Here is a 19,847-nt window from a genome sequence, read left to right on the forward strand (position 1 = left end):
AAGATGGGGAACGAATATTTGATGCCTCTGCGGAAAATCCTTGTCCTGGTGCTCTCCATCGTGATCATTGCTGCCGGTGCGACCGTACTCTTGCCGCCTGCGCGCAAGGCTGCGGCAGCGTCAATCAGCGATATGGGGGATTGTGAATTTCGCACCTCATCGACGAATTCGGTGTCTTACAATGTTTCTCGGCAACTTTGTTTTCTTGATTTGACGGGTATTGACCCGAATATTACGGGTTCCCAGCCGGTAACGAAGCGGGTCGGTGCTTATACGCTGAAGTTCACGTGGAATACGATCCGCGCGCGGGCGACCGGTGACCCGGTCTACCTGGAATCTCGCGCAACATACAGCACGCGCGCCGCCTTTGGTAATGTCAACAATGACGGTGCCATGTTTCCTGGCGGTTCTGGGCGCCCGATTGTGCACCAGAAGGGGAGCCCTTGGACGGTTGCTGACGATAGTTTTGTTCGGTTTCAGATTAGTAATATCTCTATAACCGATACTCAAACCGGCGAACCCGTCAACAACTATGCCTTTAACGTTATTGACGCGGAAGAGACCTCGATTGGTGAAGGTATTAGTATCGATAACGGTGATTCAAGCTATGCTTCCCTTCCCATCAAGTACTTGACTCCTCCCGAGAATGGCCAGGCTTGTAGCATCCGGGCGGCTGCGGGAAGTGAGGTAACGGGCCGAAGTGTGCTGGAGCCGCGCCCAGCTTTGGACCGCGACTTCGTCTGTGAAAACGATCGAACAAATCCCGGTTCTTTCGTCGCAACATTGAACAATCCCAAGCAGTTCACGGTCACGACGTGGACAGACGCCGAGCAGGCGTTTGCGCTTTCGCTGACGCTCGGCCGTGCCGGTGGCGAGCTGAAGGGCGATACCCTCGCGCTGAACGGTGGCACTTCTGGGCCTTCCGCTTATGAGCAGCTTGTCTATGGTGCAGAAACCGGGTTCGACCTCAAGGTATGGAATACCGTATCGACGGAGTCTTCGCCTTTTGTCTACGTTCCGCGCTCTGGCGCAGATAAGTCTATCGGGCCCCAGGATGGCAGTACGGTGGGGTATTTTCGAGTTCCGGGTGTGGCGGCCGATGGATCCCCAACCGGAGCAGGCACACTCTACTATCAATCAACTGGTGACAACGTGCCGGGAGGTAATCGCTCGCTGGTGTTCCTTCGCTACAAGCCGAAATGGACTTGTTCCGTGTCTGTGGGGCAGAAGGATCAAAAGGTGGTGGATTTGCCACCAGCTAACCCAACATCCACGTTCAAAGCGGTATCTGATATCAGTGGAAGCGCGGTAACATTTCTGACGCGGAATGACACGGCAAAGGGTACCAGTACCGTTGAAGTGACGAACCCGGACAATCTTCCGATCTCGTGTCGGGTGAACTGGGTATCGAATTACGAGGCCTCTACGTTGGACGTGACCAAGCTTGTATCCGGTACCGCCTCTGGGTTTCCCGAAGTGCAAAACCGCAGCTATGTCCTCAACTACAGTTGCACGCTCGCTGGCTACAGCAAGGCTTATCCAAGCTTGCCACTCAGCGGTAGTATCCCCATCGAGCGCAACGCAACCGAACGAATGGTGTCTCTTCCGCAAGGTGCAAGCTGCACGTTTTCCGAGTCGTTTCCGCCAACGGCCGATCCGAATAACCCTGGTTTGACGACGACACAACCAGCGCTACCTGGAAAGACACTCACCCTTACCTGGGGCGATAATGCGACGGGTACAGGCACGTACGACAGCTTCGACGGCAGTAACACTCTGCCGAATTCGAGTGTGACGCTTGGCGCCCAGACGAAGGTGTCCGCAACGAACCGCTTTGACTACCGCGGTGGCACGGTCGACTTCTCGAAGACGATTACGGGTGAGCCCGTCCGAGAACTCGCCAACACCACTAGGACCTACAACTTCGCATGGGGCTGTAAGGACACGGACCGTTCCGGTACATTTTCAATGACCGTCACCTATGCCGCAGATGGCACTGCCAGCGGTACAGGCCCCACCCTCACTGATGTTCCCGTGGCGCGCGATTGCTGGGTTCGAGCAACGTCGAACCTCACCGACAAGGAGTCGGCCCGAGTCGAATCGCTGCCACGAACGATGACCACGAGTGGAGACGCGGCCGATGCTTCTGCTGATCAAGCAGCCGAGTCGGATCCAAATACATACCATTTTCGACTCAAGGACTACAAGGAACCGTCTGGCGAAAACTCGAATCTCATCACTTCTCCGAATGCTTCCCGCATGAGCGTGCATTTGGTGCATCCGTACCGGTATAAGACAGAAGAACTGAGAGTTCAGAAAACGCTCACTGGTACGGGTGCCGAAGGTGCCCGACGAGAGATCGGTTTGGCTGCCACTCCGTTTACGGTGAACTACCGTTGCACCTATGGAATTGATCGGGTGAAGGAAGGCACCGTTCACATCGGGTTGGACCCAACTCAGCCCGGCGTCGTGCCGAGTGTCCCGTTGGGAGCCAGCTGTTCAGTCTGGGAAACCACTGCGTCGGCCCCGAAGGGGACGAATGTGCAGTTTGTTGAACGCGATAGTTCTGGCAAGCCGGTTACAACAGTCGAAAGCGCTGACCCCAACGACGCGACAACGAAGCTCGACAACGCCGCAGCGCAATCGACTCCCGTACACACGATGCACGAAGCATCGAACGACAATTCGAACCTCATCAAGATCACCAACCGCTACGACCAGCGATTGGGAACGGTGTCATTGACAAAGCTCGTTGACCGCGGCGGTATCGTGGGTACGTTGCCCACCACCTACGATTTCAGCTTCACGTGTGGTGTCCGAACCGTACAGAACGCTGACGGCAGTTATGTGGGTGTCCCTATTGCAGGAACTGTAACCGCCCGAGAAGGTACGAGCCTTGCACTTCGAGCTACTGAAGGTGACGCTGCTTCGCTTCAGCTTCTCAATGACGGCGACAACGGTGAGTTGCGTGTCCCCTTCGGCAATGATTGTGAAATCACCGAACGCACCCCAGCGAAACTCCCGCCGGGTGTCTCGCTCGTTTCGGACCGCTCTGTCGTCGAGGTGGTCGACGCTGCCTCAAATTCAGTCACAGTCACGAACACATTTGCGGCGGCCGGAGCCGGTCTCACACTCGATCAGCAATTCCTTGGCAACAGCAAGCTTGCCCCGGCAACAGGGGCGAACTATCAGCTCACGTGTGAGAACGGATTCACCCAGGCCATCACGCTCACCCCAACGACACCGCGGACGACCATCTCTGCTGCCTCCACACCATCTGGCACCGCTTGCCGACTCGTTGAGACCGCGCGGGATGCAGGTGTGCGCACCATAAATGGGGTCACCTTCCCGATCGACCGCACCTCATCAGCATCGTTGCCTGCAGATGGTTCTCACCCGGGCATCGATGTTTCCTTGCCTGAGACAAACGGCGCGCCTCAAACGATCGACGTGAGCTTCACGGTCGGTGACTCGTCAGTGCTCACGCTGTCGCACGATTATCGATATGAGTTTGCCCCCGTCTCAGCAGAGAAGGTTGTGGCTTTCGATGCGGCAACCCAGCAGTGGATCTCGGAGACGAGAAAGCAGACCAAGCGTGACCGTTCCTTCACGCTCACCCTGACGTGTGTTCGACCAACTGGCGAAGTGAGTGCCAGTGAAATCACGCTCTCAGCGAGCGAGACCTCACTCGCTGGTGAGCTTGCCTCCTTGGGTGATGAAGCGGTCGGGTCGAGCTGTACCGCGGCGGAACTTGCCTCAACTACTGCTGCCGGCGTGAAGCTCACTACGGAAGCGAGCTACAACGGATCACCGGACGCAGACCCTGCTACGCCGTCGCAAGCGGTTGCCTTTACCGTGGGTGCAAGCAACACGATGACGTTGACGAACACCTATAGCCGCGACCTCATCAACGTCGAACTGAACAAGATCGCGCGCTTCCCGCACAACGTGGATTCCTCGATCCGCAGTCTGTACGGGGCTGCACTCAACGAGTACCTGCACGATCACACATTCACTCTTGACTGCCGCGACCCCGAGGCCGCGAATGCGCCGCTTGGATCGCCTCTCACCGGAGCGATCAAGGGTGAAGGGAGCTATAGCTTCACCGGAGTCCCCTCCGGTTTGAACTGCCACATCAGTGGCGACGGGTTCACGCAGCTTGACCTCGCTGATTCCACAAGCGGACGTGCACTTGAATCTCACTTCACAACGTCCAAGGTGGAGTGGATTGTTGACGACAACGCGGCCACGGAACATGTCGACACGAACCTTGGCGACGGCATCACGGATTCTCCGTACTGGCTCGTGCCGAGCAATGACAGCGCAACGCATCAGATTGATGTCGTCAACAACTACGAGTTTGTGATGCAGGACGTGGTGCGCTCGAAGCAGGTTATTGCAACTCAAGCTGGTTTGAATCTCCTGGACCAGACGCAGCCAACCTTCTCATTCACCTTCCGGTGCTCGGGCGTTGGATACGGTGACTGGGCGGGTATCAACGATCCGTCTATTCCAAACCCGCTGTCGTACCGCAGTTTTACCGATGCTCCCGTCACGACGGGAACCCCTGCCTCGGGCGAAACTGAACGCTTCGTCCGCACGTACACCTCTCCGAGTGTGCAAGTTCCTGCGGGCGCACTTTGCGAAGGTACAGAGCTTGACCCGACGGGAACTCCACCGGAGCTTCAGCACACGGCGAAGTGGCTCGACGTGGCGGGCAACCAGCACGACGGAACAACAATGAGGGCACGTATTGCTGATGGGTACGGACACGGTACGAACAACCTCACGTTCATCAATGAGTACACGCGACGTATGGTTCCGGTGCAACTGTCGATGCTGCATGCTGGCTTTTGGGCGGACGCTGATGCACGCGGCTACACGCTTCGCGTCACCTGTACTGATCCAAGTGCGACAACCGCCGAAACGACCGTTCCCTTGACATCTGCGATCGTTGACTCATCTGTTGCGCAGGCCTCTGCGCCGCAACGAGGTACCCTCGTCTCGCTTCCTGCGGGTGCAGACTGCTCATTGTCTGTAGCAGACAGTTCAGCACTGGCCCCGCGGAGCGACCTCGAGATGCTGCGTGGTAGTAGGACGCCGTTCGTGAGTTTTGGGCTGTGGACGGGCGAAGGAACCGCCTACCCGCCGAACGGGGCCGAAGCGAGCAACCCACGATTGGCTCCCGCCGAGAATCTTCCATATTCTTCCTCGGTTACTGACGCAATGAAGGACTACACCTTTGCGTTTTCGGTCCCCGCAAACGCGAACGTTGGAGCTGGCCGGACAGCTGCTCTGACGGTTGCGGCTGAGGCGGTCCATCCTCAGGCATATGCGGACATCACTCTGACCAAGAATGTCGCCGGCGACATTGGCAGGAGCGGGGAGTTCCGTTTCGAATCATCGTGCCTTCACGGAGGTAGTGTCACCGTTCGACCCGGTGAATCTTTCACCCTGCCTCGGGTGCCGGTCACCAATCGCTGTACCTTGACCGAGACAGATGATGGCGTTGCTGGATCGGAAGCACAGTTGAGCGTGACGTCACACGGTGAGCACATCAAGTTCGATGCTGCACGTGACCTCGAGAACGCCCCGTCGGCTCTGACTGGCCAGGCAGGGGAACACTCCGTCACGTTTGAGGTGCGGCCAGTGACAGATCCAGCCGACCCAGGCACATCTGGGTCTCGCTGGGCGATGGACCTTCTCAACACGTTCCCCGCGATCGATATTGAGAAGACCATCGCAGGTCCTACCACCCTGGTCCCGCCCGATAACGCGGTGCTGGATCAAAACGCGACGAGCTTCGAGGTGACCTATGCGATCCGGAATAACGGTGGCGTGGGGGCCTCAAAGCTGACGCTCAGCGACCCGAGCCTTGCTGGTCGGACCTTGACACGTGGGAACCAGAGCTACACGGTTCCGTCCGATGGCACGATTGACCCAGGCTTCTGTGGATTCGATGCCGCCGGAACCATTGCCCCCGATGCCACGCTGAGCTGCACGTTCACGGCATCGATTGCAGAACCGGTTCCGCAATACCTCGAGATCGACGGTGGGCCGGTGACGGTCACCGCGGCCACAGCAAGTGGTACGGTCAGCGATCAAGATTCCTTCAGCGCTGTGCGTCCCATCGTGGGTTTCCTGCCCATGACCGGCATGCAGACGCTTGTGCTCATCCTGCTGTTCGGCCTTGCGGTCGTCGCCTATGGGCTCTGGCGGAAACGTCGGTCCAGCCGCGATGAGTCGCGTGAAGTCGCGCCGATTAATGAGCTGGTGCACGGCTAAGTGCCCTGGCAACGTCAGGTGATGCCGTGGGCACGGAGGGGGCGGGGAAGAAGCCGAGGTGAACGGCGCCAGTCAGGCACCTTGTGGGTCGCGCTCGGCATCCTCATCCTGCTGACGCCTATTGTGCTGACCCTCATCAATGACTACCAGCTCAACGCGATTGCGGAGCAGTACAGTGAATCCGTAGAACACATCGAGCCCTCAAATCGAATCCGGGAGTACCTGGCCGAAGCTCAGGCGTACAATGAGCGTTTGGCGGCGACTGGCCATCATGCGATGCCGCCCAACGACCAGTCACCTGGATTTGACGACTACATGGGCACGCTAGACGCGCCGGAAACGAATGGCGTCATGGCCCGTGTGCGGATCCCAGACATCGAACTCGACCTTCCCATTTACCACACGACCAATCCCGAGGTGCTCTACCACGGTGTTGGGCACATGTTTGGCAGTGACCTCCCGGTCGGTGGGCAGGCACGAACATCGGTGATCTCGGCTCACACGGGCATGATGAGTGCCTCCATGTTCGACCAGATTGTGGCGCTCGGGAACGGCAGCGACATCTACATCGACGTGATGGGGGAGAAGCTCCGCTACCGCGTCACGGGGCGGCAGGTCGTTGGGCCGCAGGATGTGTCAGCCATCACCTACGAGGCCGACAAGGACAAGCTGATTCTCATCACGTGTACGCCGTACGGGATCAACACAGACCGACTCCTCATTGAAGCGGAGCGTGCGCCTTTGCAGGAGCCGCTCGTGCTCGACGGCGCCTGGCATCCTGTGCTGAGCTGGTGGATGATCCTCGACCTCTTGCTCATTCTCGCGATCATCGTATACCTCCTTGCGAGCCGCCGGAAGCGGCGTCGCGACGAGGAAGATGACAACGCTTCGTGCGTCCCCGACAGGGTTGTGCCTTAACCGCTGCCAAAAGGCACCGCCTCGTGCGCGTTCAGCGTCGCCGGCATATCAATGAGACGCTGATTCGTACTGCCTCGCCACGGGATCTCGAGAGAGCGTCGTGCAATCTGGAACGGGCCGTCGACGAGCACATCGACTTCGTGAAGGAGCTCAGCGAGGGCTGAGGAGTGCTGTGCCTCACGAAGCAGTGCCTCGACGCGGAACCCCGAATAGCACCACACATTCAGGCCACGCTCGTGGGCAAAGCGCGCCAGCTGGGCACACGCCGCAGGCTGCCGACTCGGCTCACCACCCGAGAGTGTCAGACCCGTAATCACTGGGTTTGCGGCGATCTCGCGCATGAGCGCGTGCGTTGACGAGCAGCGACCGCCCGCAGCATCCCAGGTCGAGGGGTTGTGACATCCCACGCACTTCAATGGGCACCCCTGGACGAACACGGTGGTGCGCAATCCCGGGCCGTCCACGATCGAATCGTGGACGATGCCCGCGATGCGGATGGGGAGATCAGGGCCAGGGAATTCGCTCATGACCGAGACACGGAGTGACGGACACGGTCGCGCTCTTCGGCACGCTTCGCGTCGTTGAAGCGTTCGAGCGTACCGACGAGGTAGCCGGTGATGCGGCGAATCCGGTCAAAGGGCTGCCCGTCGATCTCACGGCGACCGCAGCGAGGGCATTCATCACCGATCGTGCCGGTGAAGCCGCACATCGGGTCGCGGTCGACCGGGTGGTTGATGGCCCCGTATCCGATGCCTGCGTCGTGCATGAGACGGACGACGGTCTCGAACGCCTCCGGGTTGCGCTCAGCAGCGCCATCCAGCTCGATGTACGAGATGTGGCCGCCATTCGTGAGCGCGTGGAAGGGTGCTTCACGGGCGATCTTCTCGTAGGCGGTGATGGGGAAACCGACTGGGATATGGAAGGAGTTGGTGTAGTAGTCCTTGTCGGTCACGCCCGGGATGACGCCGAAGCGCTCGCGGTCCATGCGCAGGAATCGGCCCGACAGGCCCTCCGCAGGGGTGGCGATGAGCGAGAAGTTGAGGCCATGAGCCGCGCTCGTCTCATCCATGCGGGCACGCATGTGGCGCACGATGCGCTCGCCGAGCTCTTGCGCCTCGTGGGACTCGCCGTGGTGCTCACCGGCCAGCGCGGTGAGCGTTTCCGCGAGACCGATGAAGCCGAGGGCGAGGGTGCCGTGGCGCAGCAGCTCGCCGATCCGGTCATCCGGGCCGATCGTGTCGGAGTCGATCCACACGCCCTGTCCCATCAGGAAGGGGAAATTGCGGGCACGCTTCGCGGACTGGAGGGCGAGGCGGGCGAGGAGCTGCTCGATGACGAGATCGATGTGCTCGTCGAGGCAGGCGAAGAATGCATCAAGGTCGCCGTTGCTCGTGAGCGCGATGCGGGGGAGGTTCACCGAGGTGAAGGAGAGGTTGCCGCGGCCGTGCGTGATCGCTCGCTCTGGGTCTGCCGCGTTCGCCATGACGCGCGTGCGGCAGCCCATGTAGGCAACCTCGGTCTCCGGGCGGCCAGGGACGAAGTACTCCTTGTTGAAGGGAGCATCGAGGAACGAGAAGTTCGGGAAGAGTCGCTTTGCGCTCACGCGGCAGGCGAGCTGGAAGAGGTGGTAGTTCGGTTCGCCCTCACGGAAGTTCACGCCCTCTTGGACACGGAAGATCTGGATGGGGAAGATCGCGGTCTCACCTCGGCCAAGGCCCGCTTCCGTGGCGAGCAGGAGCTGCTCGATGACGAGCTGGCCCTCGGGGCTTGTATCGGTGCCGTAGTTGATGGACGAGAACGGCGTCTGGGCGCCGGCCCGCGAGTTCATCGTGTTGAGGTTGTGGAGGAGTGCCTCCATCGCCTGGTAGCAGGCGCGCGTCGTCGCGGCCAGGGCGCGTTCACGTGCGTGCTCCTGAGCCTTGGCGAGAGCTTGCCGGGCAAGGCTCGGGCAGGCCGCGAGGATGCGCTCCCGCTCGCGCAGGATCTCTTCATCGCTGGCGGACATGTGGTCGGCGAGGGGGAGGTCTGCGAGCGGAGCGGCTTCTGCAACCGGTGCCAGAAGCTCGAGCGCATCCTGCAAGCGCGTCCGATATTCGCGTGCGAAGGTCTTCGCAACGCCCGGGGCCATGTCTCGGTCGAAATTCGGCACGGCCTGGCCACCGTGCTGGTCGTTCTGGTTCGACTGAATCGCGATGCACGCGAGCGAGGCGTAGGCGCCGATCGATTGCGGCTCGCGAAGAACACCGTGGCCAGTGGAGAAGCCGCCCTCGAAGAGCTTCGACAGGCTGATCTGGCAGCAGGTCATCGTGAGCGTGAGGAAGTCAAGGTCGTGGATGTGGATGTCGCCGCGACGGTGCGCTGCCGCGTGGCGCGGGTCCAGAACGTGCTGGAGGTTGAAGTGCTTGGCAGACTCCGTGCCGAATCGCAGCATCGCCCCCATCGCGGTGTGGGCGTCAACGTTCGCGTTTTCTCGTTGCGCGTCGCTCAGGCGGTCGCTGTAGGTGATGTCGGTGAAGACCTGGGTGAGGTCGTCTCCAAGCGTCGTGTGTGGCATGACTTCTCCTGGCTCGTGACCCGCGGGAGTCGCGGGCGACTTGGAAGGTGTGCGGTCTGGCGTCGACGGCAGGCGACCGGAAGCGGTCGGGTGCGACGTTGGCGTGCAGGCCATTCCGGCGGACGCGACGTGATCGCGTGGCGGAACCCCATGCAGGGACCGCGACAACCACAAGATCTAGTGGTTGGAGCGTGGTCGATGCACTAGATACGGTAGGGCTTTGTCATCCGAAGTGGCGTTCATCTCGCAGGGTGTGTCGAGCGTGTCGCGCGGATGTGAGGTGAACGTTTCGTGACGGGCCGGGGAGGGGCCGGCCGTCCCTTGCTCGGTCGTGGCGGGAATTGCAGCCGCGAGCGGCTAAGCTAGACGGCGCTGCATGCAGCACCGGGACATAGCTCAGTTTGGTAGAGCACCCGCTTTGGGAGCGGGGGGTCGCAGGTTCAAATCCTGTTGTCCCGACCGTAGGAGACCACGAGCCCAGTCCAACCTGAATCAGGAACCGACATGACCCAGCCTCCGCAGTATCAGCCCATGTACGACGGGCAGGGGCCCACATGCGGTGCCCAGCAGCCTGGCTACGCACCGCAGCAGCTCGGTTATGGTGCACCTGCCGGTGAGAACGGCAAGTCCGCCTGGATGGTGAGCCTTTTCGCGTTCATTCCGTTCCTCGGCTTCATCCTGTGGCCGATCTTCGCGATCATGCAGAAGTCGAAGCTTGCTGCGCGCGGTGGCGCTCCCGCGGCCCACGGTCGTGGCGGCGCGAACTTCGCGCTCACCTGCATTGCGGCCTTCGTCATCCCTCTGGCTCTTGGCATCATCACGATGGTCATCACGGGTGTCGTGCTCGGCCAGTCGAACATTCGCTTCGACGATGCGCCCGTCTCGTTCGTCATCGCGATGGGATCGATGATCGTCTGGGCGATCGCCATGTTCGTCCTTGGCATCACCTACTGGGTTAACCTCTTCGTTGGCATGAGCAAGGCCGACAGGGGAGAGCCGTTCGAGGGCTACCTCGTGCTGCGCTTCTTCAAGGGCTAGACCGAAACTGGCGAGTGCGCACCCTCCGGGGTACACTTGCTTGGCTCGCCTCGTCGCGAGCAATGGGGATGTAGCTCAATGGTAGAGCCCCAGTCTTCCAAACTGGTCACGCGGGTTCGATTCCCGTCATCCCCTCACTGAGCAGCCACCCCGGCACCCGCGCTCGCGGATGCCGGGGTTCGTTGTTGCGTGCCACCCGCCGGGCAGAGCGCGTAGACTTGCCTAGATTCTGCCCAGTTCGGCTGGGCATGATGCACTGTGCACGCGCAGCCTGCGTGGTGCGCGGCCCAATCCCGCAATCAGGAGAACCAACACGTGAAGACTTCGGTCGAACAGCTCAGCCCGACGCGCGTCAAGCTCACCATCACCGTGGAGCCCGCCGAGCTCAAGCCCTACATGGACGCTGCCTACAAGGAGATCGCGAACCAGATCCAGGTTCCCGGCTTCCGCCGCGGCAAGATTCCGGCCCCGATCATCGACCAGCGTGTCGGCCGTGAGGCAGTCATCGAGCAGGCCATCAGCGAGGGCATCGACACCTTCTACCAGCAGGCCATCCGCGAACAAGAGCTCCAGATGCTCGGTCGCCCGACCGCTGACGTCACCGAGCGCCCCGACGCCAAGACCATGAAGGGCAACGCCGTCATCGTCATCGAGTCGGACGTCCGCCCGACGATCGAGCTGCCGAAGTACGACGGCATGAAGATCAAGGTCGACGAGGCCAAGGTTGAGGCTGCTGACGTTGACGCCGAGCTCGACGAGCTCCGCGGCCGTTTCGGCACGCTCAAGACGGTTGACCGCCCGATCGCTGAGGGCGACTTCGTGACCCTCGACCTCAAGGCCACCGTTGATGGCGAGGTCGTTGACGAGGCAAACGGCATCTCGTACGAGCTCGGCTCGGGTCAGCTCCTCGAGGGCATCGACGACGCCATCCTCACCCTCACCGCTGACGAAGAGACGACGTTCCGCTCGACCCTCCTCGGTGGTGAGCACGAGGGCGCCGAGGCCGAGATCGCCGTCAAGATCGGTGCCGTCAAGGAGCGCGAGCTTCCCGAGGCCGACGACGACTTCGCCCAGATGGCGTCGGAGTTTGACACGATCGCTGAGCTCCGCGAGGACCTCGAGAAGCAGGCACTCCGCAAGAAGACCTTCGCTCAGGTTGAGCAGGCTCGCGAGCTCGCGCTCGAGCAGCTCCTCGATAAGGTTGAGATCCCGATTCCGGCCGGCCTCATCGATGACGAGGTCGCCGAGCACCTCGAGCACGAGGGCAAGGCTGGTGACGACGAGCACGGCGTTGAGGTTCGCAAGAACGCCGAGCAGTCGTTCCGCCAGCAGATCCTCCTCGACGAGATCATCAAGGCTGAGAACGTCCAGGTTGAGCAGGACGAGCTCACCCAGTTCCTCCTCCAGTCGGCCGCACAGTACGGCATGGCTCCGCAGGAGTTCGTGGACATCCTCCAGCAGACGAACCAGCTCCCGGCGATGGTCGGCGAGGTTGCCCGCTCGAAGGCCATCCTCCACGTCCTCGACAAGGCTGAGATCGTCGACGAGGCTGACAAGGCTGTCGATATCTCGGAGTTCACCGCGTCGATCAAGAAGCAGGACGACGCTGAGGATTCGGACCACGAGGCTGCCAAGGACGAGAAGCCGGCTAAGAAGCCTGCCGCCAGGAAGACGACCGCGAAGAAGACCGCAGCCAAGGACGCTGAGGCTTCGGACGACACTGAGGCTGCCGCTGAGGAGAAGAAGCCTGCCGCGAAGAAGACGACGCGCAAGCCGGCCGCCAAGGAGACGGTTGCCAAGGCTGACGACGCGAAGGCTGACGACGCGAAGGCCGCTGACGCCGAGTAGTCATTCCACGCACACGGTGGGCCCGCTGCACAACTGCAGCGGGCCCACCGCTGGTTGTGGACGTGCATCCGGCGAGCACGGACTCCTGAGAGCCACATGGAGCCTTGTCTCGTAACGTCGAAGGACCGACGGAAGGAACGCGCAATGACGAACGCCACCAGCATCCGCCACATCGCCGCGAGCGACCGCACTGAGTGGGAGCGCCTCTACGCGGGCTACTGCGACTTCTCGGACGCTGCGCCAGATGAGGCTGCGCGAGATCGACTCTTCTCGTGGTTCCTCGACGAGAACGCTTCGATGCGATGCCTGGTCGCTGAGGGCGAGGACGGCGGCCTCCTCGGGTTCGCGAACTACACGCCGTATCGCAGAACGGTGACGGCCACGATCGGCATTTACCTTGACGACCTCTACGTGTCGCCGGAGGCCCGGGGGAGCGGTGTCGCGGATGCGATCTTCCATGCGCTCCGTGACATCGCCCTCGAGAACGGCTGGACCCTTATCCGCTGGATCACGCAGGATGACAACTACCGCGCGCGCTCCAAGTACGACCGCCTCGCGACGCGCACGCACTGGATCACTTACGACATGGATCCGAACGCACCAATCGACGACTGATGCCGCTACCACTGCCGGGCAGGGAATCCTATGGCGAACAGGCCCGCGCCCACCGGCGTGCGGCAGGTAGTGTCAGAGCATCCACAGACAAGGAGCGACCGTGGCTGAACTGCAACTGCCCAATAGCGTCTTTGAGAAGCTGCTCAAGGACCGCATCATCTGGCTGGGCTCCGAGGTCCGCGACGAGAACGCAAACGAGATCTGCGCCAAGATCCTCCTGCTCGCCGCCGAAGACCCTGAGCGCGACATCTACCTGTACATCAACTCGCCCGGTGGCTCGATCACCGCAGGCATGGCGATCTACGACACGATGCAGTTCGTGCCGAACGACATCGTCACGGTCGGCATTGGTATGGCCGCCTCGATGGGCCAGCTCCTCCTCACCGCCGGTGCTCCGGGCAAACGCTACATCACGCCGAACGCCCGCGTTCTCCTGCACCAGCCGCACGGTGGCTTCGGTGGCACGGCCAGCGACATCCAGACTCAGGCCCAGCTCATCCTCTCGATGAAGCAGCGCCTCGCCGAGATCACCGCTGAGCGCACTGGCAAGACCGTCGAGCAGATCAACGCTGATGGCGACCGCGACCGCTGGTTCACCGCGCAGGAAGCCCTCGAGTACGGTTTCGTCGACCACATCCGCGCGAGCGCCTCCGAGGTCGTCGGCGGCGGCGGAACCGACCAGCGCATCAGCGACAACCCCTCCGAGACTGCAGGCCAGCCCGAGTAGCGCTCGAGCGAGAAAGCGAGAACCATGCACACGCCCAACTTCACGGCGGCAGGCACTGCGTTTGAAGGCATGCGCGCGCCCGGCAGCCGATACATCCTTCCCTCCTTCGAGGAGCGCACGGCCTACGGCTACAAGCGCCAGGACCCGTACGCGAAGCTCTTCGAAGACCGCATCGTTTTCCTGGGCGTCCAGGTGGATGACGCATCCGCCGACGACGTCATGGCCCAGCTGCTCGTGCTCGAGTCGCAGGACCCGGACCGCGACATCACGATGTACATCAACTCGCCCGGTGGCTCCTTCACCGCCATGACGGCGATCTACGACACGATGCAGTACATCCGCCCGCAGGTGCAGACGGTGTGCCTCGGGCAGGCCGCTTCGGCAGCGGCCGTGCTCCTCGCGGCAGGGCAGCCCGGCAAGCGTCTCGCGCTGCCGAACGCACGCATCCTCATCCACCAGCCGGCGACCGGTGATGCTGGTCACGGCCAGGCCTCGGACATCGAAATCCAGGCGAAGGAAGTGCTTCGCATGCGCACTTGGCTTGAGGAGGCGCTTGCTCGCCACTCCGGCCAGGATGTCGCCAAGGTGAACGAAGACATCGAGCGCGACAAGATTCTCTCGGCCCAGGAAGCCAAGGACTACGGTCTCGTCGACCAGGTGCTCACAAGCCGCAAGGGTGCACAGCCCGTCATCGTCGAGTAGGCACCGCGGGGTCGCCCCGACAAGAGATGCTCGATGCCCGGCGGAGGAATCTGCCGGGCATCGGGTCGTAGTACAGGGAATGTCCGAGGTCGCCGTTATGCTGACAGGCACAACGGGAGGAGTCACATGGCAGGCATGAGGGAGAGCAGCGATCTGCTCAAGTGCTCGTTCTGCGGCAAGAGCCAGAAGCAGGTCAAGCAGCTCATCGCTGGTCCTTCCGTGTACATTTGCGACGAGTGCATCGGCCTCTGCAACGAGATCATCGAAGAGCGCATGGCCGCCGAGCAGAAGGACGAGCACTCGGGTGAGGTCGACCTTCCCAAGCCGCGCGAGATCTTCGACTTCCTCGAGGAATATGTCATCGGACAGGTGCCAGCCAAGAAGGCGCTCGCTGTTGCGGTCTACAACCACTACAAGCGCGTTCGTGCCCTGAACTCGCCCCGCGCTGCCGACTCTGACGACGACGTCGAAGTTGCAAAGTCGAATGTCATGCTCCTCGGCCCCACGGGGTGCGGCAAGACGTACCTCGCGCAGTCGCTCGCGAAGCGCCTCAACGTGCCCTTCGCGGTGGCCGATGCAACCGCCCTCACCGAGGCGGGCTACGTCGGCGAAGACGTCGAGAATATTCTCCTCAAACTCCTTCAGGCGGCTGACTTCGACGTGAAGCGTGCCGAGACGGGCATCATCTACATCGACGAGATCGACAAGGTCGCCCGCAAGGCAGAGAACCCGTCGATCACGCGCGACGTGTCGGGTGAAGGTGTGCAGCAGGCCCTCCTCAAGATTCTCGAGGGCACCGTTGCTTCAGTGCCGCCGCAGGGTGGGCGCAAGCACCCGCAGCAGGACTTCGTCCAGCTCGACACCACAAACGTGCTCTTCATCGTCGCGGGTGCCTTTGCTGGCCTCGACGAGATCATCTCCTCGCGTGCGGGGAAGAAGGGCATCGGCTTTGGTGCCCCCATCCACACGAAGGACGACAACGCCGACATTTACGGTGAAGTGCTCCCGGAAGACCTCCACAAGTTCGGTCTCATTCCCGAGTTCATTGGTCGTCTCCCGGTCATCACGACGGTGTCTCCGCTCGACCGCGACGCACTTATCCGCATCCTCACCGAGCCGAAGAACGCGCTCGTGAAGCAGTACCAGAAGACCTTCGAGCTGGATGGCGTTGAGCTCGAGTTCGACGAGGGCGCGCTCGAAGAGATCGCCGATCTCGCCGTCGCGCGTGAGACCGGCGCACGTGGCCTGCGTGCCATCCTCGAAGAGGTGCTCGGTCCGATCATGTTCGAGGTGCCGAGCGACAGTGACATCCACCGGGTTGTCATTACGCGCGACGTCGTGCAGAAGAACGCTGCACCCACGATCGTGCGCCACAGCGAAGAGCGCACCTCAGCCAAACGGAGCGCCTAAACGGGTGCGCTGACCCTGCTCGGTGATGCTCGTTCCCTCCGATGGAGGACGCGGCTCAACGAGTTTCGCGGGAGAATTGATCCATGGGTAGGAGGTTGTGGCGTCGCCTGTCCGAGTGGACACGCAAGCTCACCACGAAGCGGTGGTGGTGGCACCTAGGCCATGCCCTTGATGCATTGTTCAGCGTCGCCATGGTGCTCTTCTTCGCTGGGATGCTGCAGACGGCTCTCTCTGCGCTGAAGAACGGTGCGCTTTCGGTGCCGCCGATGGCCACGCTCGTCCCGGGCTCAGCTTGGGGGATCGCGATCATCTTCGTCACTTCCTTACTCACGGGGGTTACCCGTCTCATTGACAGTGTTGAACTGCAAGACCTTGATGCGTCAGGGCTCACTGAGGAAGAGCAGCGTCGCCGTCCTTCTGAGCGTGCTCGGGCAAACCTCGCCAGTTTTGCCGCAATCGAGATGACACTTCTCACCAACAGTTGGTTGCAGAACATGATGAGCGGTCAGAGCTTCGATACGCGCGGGCAGGATCCATTCCTGAACTGGATGGTGTACGGCGTCGGAGTCATGTTCCTCGTGGCCTCGCTGGCGTGCGTGGCGATTTCTACGGGCGCACGCGAGCGGGGGAGCGTACCTGTGCTGGAGCGCGCACTGTATTTGCTTTCCGCACTCACGACGTTCTCGCTCGGCCTGCTCTTTACACTCTGGGCCTGGCTGACCTCGTGGGGCGGCGCTCTGTCGTTCACGGGAGTCATCGCTGACGTGAGTGTTGCCGCCGGTGGGAACGGCCTCTTCATGGTGCTTGTTCCCGCTGTAGCCGGCATTGTGACGAGTGGTCTCGGTATTGCGCAGGCGGGCATTCGTTGGTCGAATCCGCCAGTCACTGGCCTCGAACCAGTGCAGCCAATCTCGGACGAGGGTGCCGCTGGCGATTAGCTCGCCGCCACGTCACACCGTGTCACGAGGGCTCCGCCTTGTCTCGCTGTGGCCCGCTCGCATTGTGGCATCCAGATCTCCAGCGGAACATACGGAAGAGGGCCCCGAAGCGGAACGCTTCGGGGCCCTCTGAGCGACTCAGCCGCTTACGCGGTGAGCTCCTGAGCCATCTCATCGAAGACAGTGATGTAGCGGTCGATGGCCTCGTCGGTGTGGACGACCGAGAGGGTCCACTCTTCCTCACGACCCGGCGTCATGAAGATGCCGCGGTTGAGGTTGTAGAGCCATGCGAGGTCGGCGAGCTCGCCGTCCTGGTTGGCCTTGTACGTCTCGTAGTCGACGACCTTTTCGGTCGAGAAGGTGACGCAGCCCTTCGAGCCGATGCCTACGGCGTAGCCAGCGAGGTCGTACTTGTCGACGACGGCCTGGCAGCCCTTGACGATGCGGTCGTTGAGGTGGGTAAGGTGCGCGTAGGCCTCGGGGGTGAGGACCTGCTCGAGCGAGGCGCGAGCTGCGACCATGGTGAGCGGGTTGCCGTTGTAGGTACCGACCTGGTAGACGGTGCCGTCTTCAACGAAGTTCATGATCTCTTCCGAACCACCGATGGCACCCGAGGGGAGGCCGCCACCGAGGGCCTTGGCGAGGGTCACGAGGTCAGGCTTCACGCCGAACTTCTCGGTTGCGCCACCAGCAGCGATGCAGAGACCGGTCTTGACCTCGTCGAAGATGAGGACGATGCCGTGCTTCTTCGTGATCTCGCGGACCGCCTCGAGGTAGCCGGGCTCGGGGAGCACAACACCGAGGTTCATCATGGCAGCTTCCATGATGACGCAGGCAGGCTTGCGGCCTTCCTTGTCGAGAGCGATGATGCGCTGCTCCATGGCCTCGGCGTCGTTGAACGGAACCGGGATGGTCATGTCGACCGTGGCCTGCGGGATGCCGCCGCCGTATGCGAGCGAGTTGTAGTTGTCGCGGGGACCGGTTTCACCGAGCGAGGTACCGATCGACACCATGACGGTGTCGTGGTGGCCGTGGTACGAACCGAAGATCTTCATGACCGTGTCGCGACCGGTTGCGGCGCGGGCGATACGGATGGCGTCCATCGTGGCTTCCGAACCCGAGTTCGTGTAGCGCCACTTGGGGAGGCCCCAGCGCTTGGCGAGCTCGTCAGCAACGACGATGTCGTCGTCGGTGGGGCAGCCGAAGTGCGTACCCATCGGGTAGCGCTTGGCGATGGCCTCACCGATGGCGGGGTGCGCGTGACCCTGCACCATCGAGCCGAAGCCGTTGTGGAAGTCCCACATCTCGTTGCCGTCGACGTCCCAGATCTTCGCGCCTTCACCGCGCTCGATGTAGATGGGCCACGGGTCACGGAGCTGGTAGGACGAAGCGACACCGCCCGAGAGGTGCTGTGCGGCGCGCTCGTACATGGCCTTCGAAGCCTGGGTGCGGGCGTTGAGGCGCTCTTCTTCGCGAGCGGTGAGCTCGGCAATACGAGCGCGGTCGAGGGTAATGGGCATCGGGTTCTCCTACTCGGCCGGTCTGGCGCCGAGATTCGCGAGGTGACCCCGATCGACCTGGCATCGGGGTGGAGTCGTCTGTGACTCTCCTCTCTAAAATATCGGAGATTCATTTCGATGTCGAGAGACTCGACGCCGCGATTCTTGGTTTTCAGTGAATACAAGGAAATTGGGGGCACAAGCGTTCGTTGCTCGTGCCCCCGAACTCCCTGTTCGGAAGAACTAACCGTTCGTGATGCGCCGCTTGTGCGCGAGGTAGCCGCCGCCAAGGAGCACTGCCGCGGCGCTCAGTGCGATGAGCGCAGGCAGGACACTCCCACCCGTGGAAGAGAGATCACCCTCCGTGGTTGCCTCGGGTGTTGTCGTCGCGGTGTTGGTGTCAGACGTCGCTGAGGCGGACGGTGCGGGGGCAGGAACGCCCGCGATCGTGATCGCGACGGGAGCACTCTCGCTTTCGGCAACAATCCGGGCATCCGCCGGTGTGAAGAGTGCCTTGATCGTGGCCGACGCGGAGAGGGTGAGCTCTGTGCTCGCGACGCCATTGGTGAGCGCAGCCGAGCCGAGCTCGACGCCCGTCGTGGCATCAACAAAGGTGATCGTGCCGTCTGCGGCAGGGTCGACGGTCACGTTCGCGGTCACGGTGGCGGGAGCGGTGCTCGGCTCGACCGGATCGACCGTGAGCGTCACCGTCGAAGTGTCTGGCACAGGAAGCGGGTCAACGCGGTAGGTGGTCTCCGTCGGGAACGTCACGTGGAGCGTCGTCATCTCGGGTGCAGGGTTTGGGAAGTCATCGGGTTCATTCGCGAGGCACTGGATCCCGAGATCACCAGCAGGCGCGCCACCGGCGACATCGATGAAGGGGATCTCCGGCGTGAGCTCTGCAGGCTTTGCTGGGTCGGCGAGCTTCGTGTCGGCTGAGATCGCAATGGGCTCGCCGCCTTCCGGCGTGAACATGAGTCGTGCCGAGGTGTTGTAGCCGCTTGGGCACGGGGCGGGCGCGATGGCTCGCTCGAACATTGGGGTGCCGTCGGAGGGGCCCTCGACAATGAGCAGACCCGCGGCGTCGCGAAGTGTGATCGTGCTCTGCTGCTGGGGGAGTGCGACCGCCGGGGTAGCAGTGAGCGTCGCGGCGAGAACGATGCCGCTTGCGATCGTGCCGATGCGGGTGAGGGAGAACGTCATGATGCCTCGAGATTCGACGAGAGGGCCTGGACGGGACTGTTTGTAGTGGGGGTAGGTGGCCATCTGTTGGACGACTGACCAACAGTAGGTAGACGGAAGCCGATGATCGG

At 61.9% G+C, this 19,847-nt stretch carries 13 protein-coding genes and 2 tRNA genes; 11 read left to right on the top strand and 4 right to left on the bottom strand.

Annotated elements, in window-relative coordinates; genetic code table 11:
- Window positions 1-3 precede the first annotated feature (3 nt).
- Both ZAL01S_RS10300 and ZAL01S_RS05460 read left to right on the top strand, forming a co-directional pair.
- The gene (locus tag ZAL01S_RS10300; RefSeq protein ID WP_159421602.1) at window positions 4-6,285 is read left to right on the top strand and encodes a DUF5979 domain-containing protein; all 6,282 of its coding nucleotides are present in this window, start codon (window positions 4-6) and stop codon (window positions 6,283-6,285) included.
- An 81-nt stretch (window positions 6,286-6,366) separates the two neighbouring features.
- Window positions 6,367-7,203, top strand: a complete 837-nt coding sequence (locus ZAL01S_RS05460; RefSeq protein ID WP_159421603.1) for a class C sortase — start codon at window positions 6,367-6,369, stop codon at window positions 7,201-7,203.
- Here the strand turns inward: ZAL01S_RS05460 and nrdG are convergent.
- Both nrdG and ZAL01S_RS05470 read right to left on the bottom strand, forming a co-directional pair.
- A complete protein-coding gene (nrdG, locus tag ZAL01S_RS05465) occupies window positions 7,200-7,730 on the bottom strand; it encodes an anaerobic ribonucleoside-triphosphate reductase activating protein (RefSeq protein WP_241179841.1) in 531 nt (176 codons plus the stop codon). The two genes, ZAL01S_RS05460 and nrdG, sit on opposite strands and share 4 nt — an antisense overlap.
- The gene (locus ZAL01S_RS05470; RefSeq protein WP_066080903.1) at window positions 7,727-9,757 is read right to left on the bottom strand and encodes an anaerobic ribonucleoside triphosphate reductase; all 2,031 of its coding nucleotides are present in this window, start codon (window positions 9,755-9,757) and stop codon (window positions 7,727-7,729) included. Before ZAL01S_RS05470 ends, nrdG begins: the two co-directional genes overlap by 4 nt.
- Before the next feature lie 385 nt (window positions 9,758-10,142).
- On the opposite strand from ZAL01S_RS05470, the gene ZAL01S_RS05475 reads away from it, so the two are divergent.
- From ZAL01S_RS05475 to ZAL01S_RS05515, 9 genes are all read left to right on the top strand, one after another.
- Window positions 10,143-10,216: transfer RNA gene (locus ZAL01S_RS05475), tRNA-Pro, on the top strand.
- Between the two features lie 45 nt (window positions 10,217-10,261).
- On the top strand, window positions 10,262-10,795 hold the full coding sequence (locus ZAL01S_RS05480) for a hypothetical protein (protein WP_066080906.1): 534 nt from the start codon (window positions 10,262-10,264) through the stop codon (window positions 10,793-10,795).
- Between the two features lie 64 nt (window positions 10,796-10,859).
- Window positions 10,860-10,930, top strand: a tRNA-Gly gene (locus ZAL01S_RS05485).
- Window positions 10,931-11,110: 180 nt separating this feature from the next.
- Window positions 11,111-12,643, top strand: coding sequence for a trigger factor (gene tig, locus ZAL01S_RS05490; RefSeq protein WP_066080909.1), 1,533 nt, complete (start codon window positions 11,111-11,113; stop codon window positions 12,641-12,643).
- A gap of 144 nt (window positions 12,644-12,787) precedes the next feature.
- Window positions 12,788-13,258 (top strand): GNAT family N-acetyltransferase, encoded by a 471-nt coding sequence (locus ZAL01S_RS05495; protein WP_066080912.1) that lies wholly within the window; start codon window positions 12,788-12,790, stop codon window positions 13,256-13,258.
- 100 nt (window positions 13,259-13,358) lie between these two features.
- Window positions 13,359-13,985, top strand: a complete 627-nt coding sequence (locus ZAL01S_RS05500; RefSeq protein ID WP_066080914.1) for an ATP-dependent Clp protease proteolytic subunit — start codon at window positions 13,359-13,361, stop codon at window positions 13,983-13,985.
- A gap of 24 nt (window positions 13,986-14,009) precedes the next feature.
- Window positions 14,010-14,687: an ATP-dependent Clp protease proteolytic subunit gene (locus ZAL01S_RS05505; RefSeq protein ID WP_066080918.1), complete on the top strand. Its 678-nt coding sequence runs from the start codon at window positions 14,010-14,012 to the stop codon at window positions 14,685-14,687.
- A gap of 126 nt (window positions 14,688-14,813) precedes the next feature.
- A complete protein-coding gene (clpX, locus tag ZAL01S_RS05510) occupies window positions 14,814-16,097 on the top strand; it encodes an ATP-dependent Clp protease ATP-binding subunit ClpX (protein WP_066080921.1) in 1,284 nt (427 codons plus the stop codon).
- Between the two features lie 176 nt (window positions 16,098-16,273).
- Window positions 16,274-17,035: a hypothetical protein gene (locus ZAL01S_RS05515; RefSeq protein ID WP_217995471.1), complete on the top strand. Its 762-nt coding sequence runs from the start codon at window positions 16,274-16,276 to the stop codon at window positions 17,033-17,035.
- Window positions 17,036-17,181: 146 nt separating this feature from the next.
- Here the strand turns inward: ZAL01S_RS05515 and ZAL01S_RS05520 are convergent, their stop codons facing one another.
- Together ZAL01S_RS05520 and ZAL01S_RS05525 are read right to left on the bottom strand one after the other, a co-directional pair.
- Complete coding sequence (locus ZAL01S_RS05520) at window positions 17,182-18,555, bottom strand: aspartate aminotransferase family protein (RefSeq protein ID WP_066080927.1); 1,374 nt, start codon at window positions 18,553-18,555, stop codon at window positions 17,182-17,184.
- Between the two features lie 222 nt (window positions 18,556-18,777).
- Entirely contained in the window at window positions 18,778-19,737 is a 960-nt protein-coding gene (locus ZAL01S_RS05525) for a hypothetical protein (protein ID WP_066080932.1), read from the bottom strand.
- Between the last annotated feature and the right edge of the window lie 110 nt (window positions 19,738-19,847).

This window comes from [Zimmermannella] alba NBRC 15616 (assembly GCF_001570905.1).
Taxonomy (GTDB): Bacteria; Actinomycetota; Actinomycetes; order Actinomycetales; family Microbacteriaceae; genus Pseudoclavibacter; species Pseudoclavibacter albus.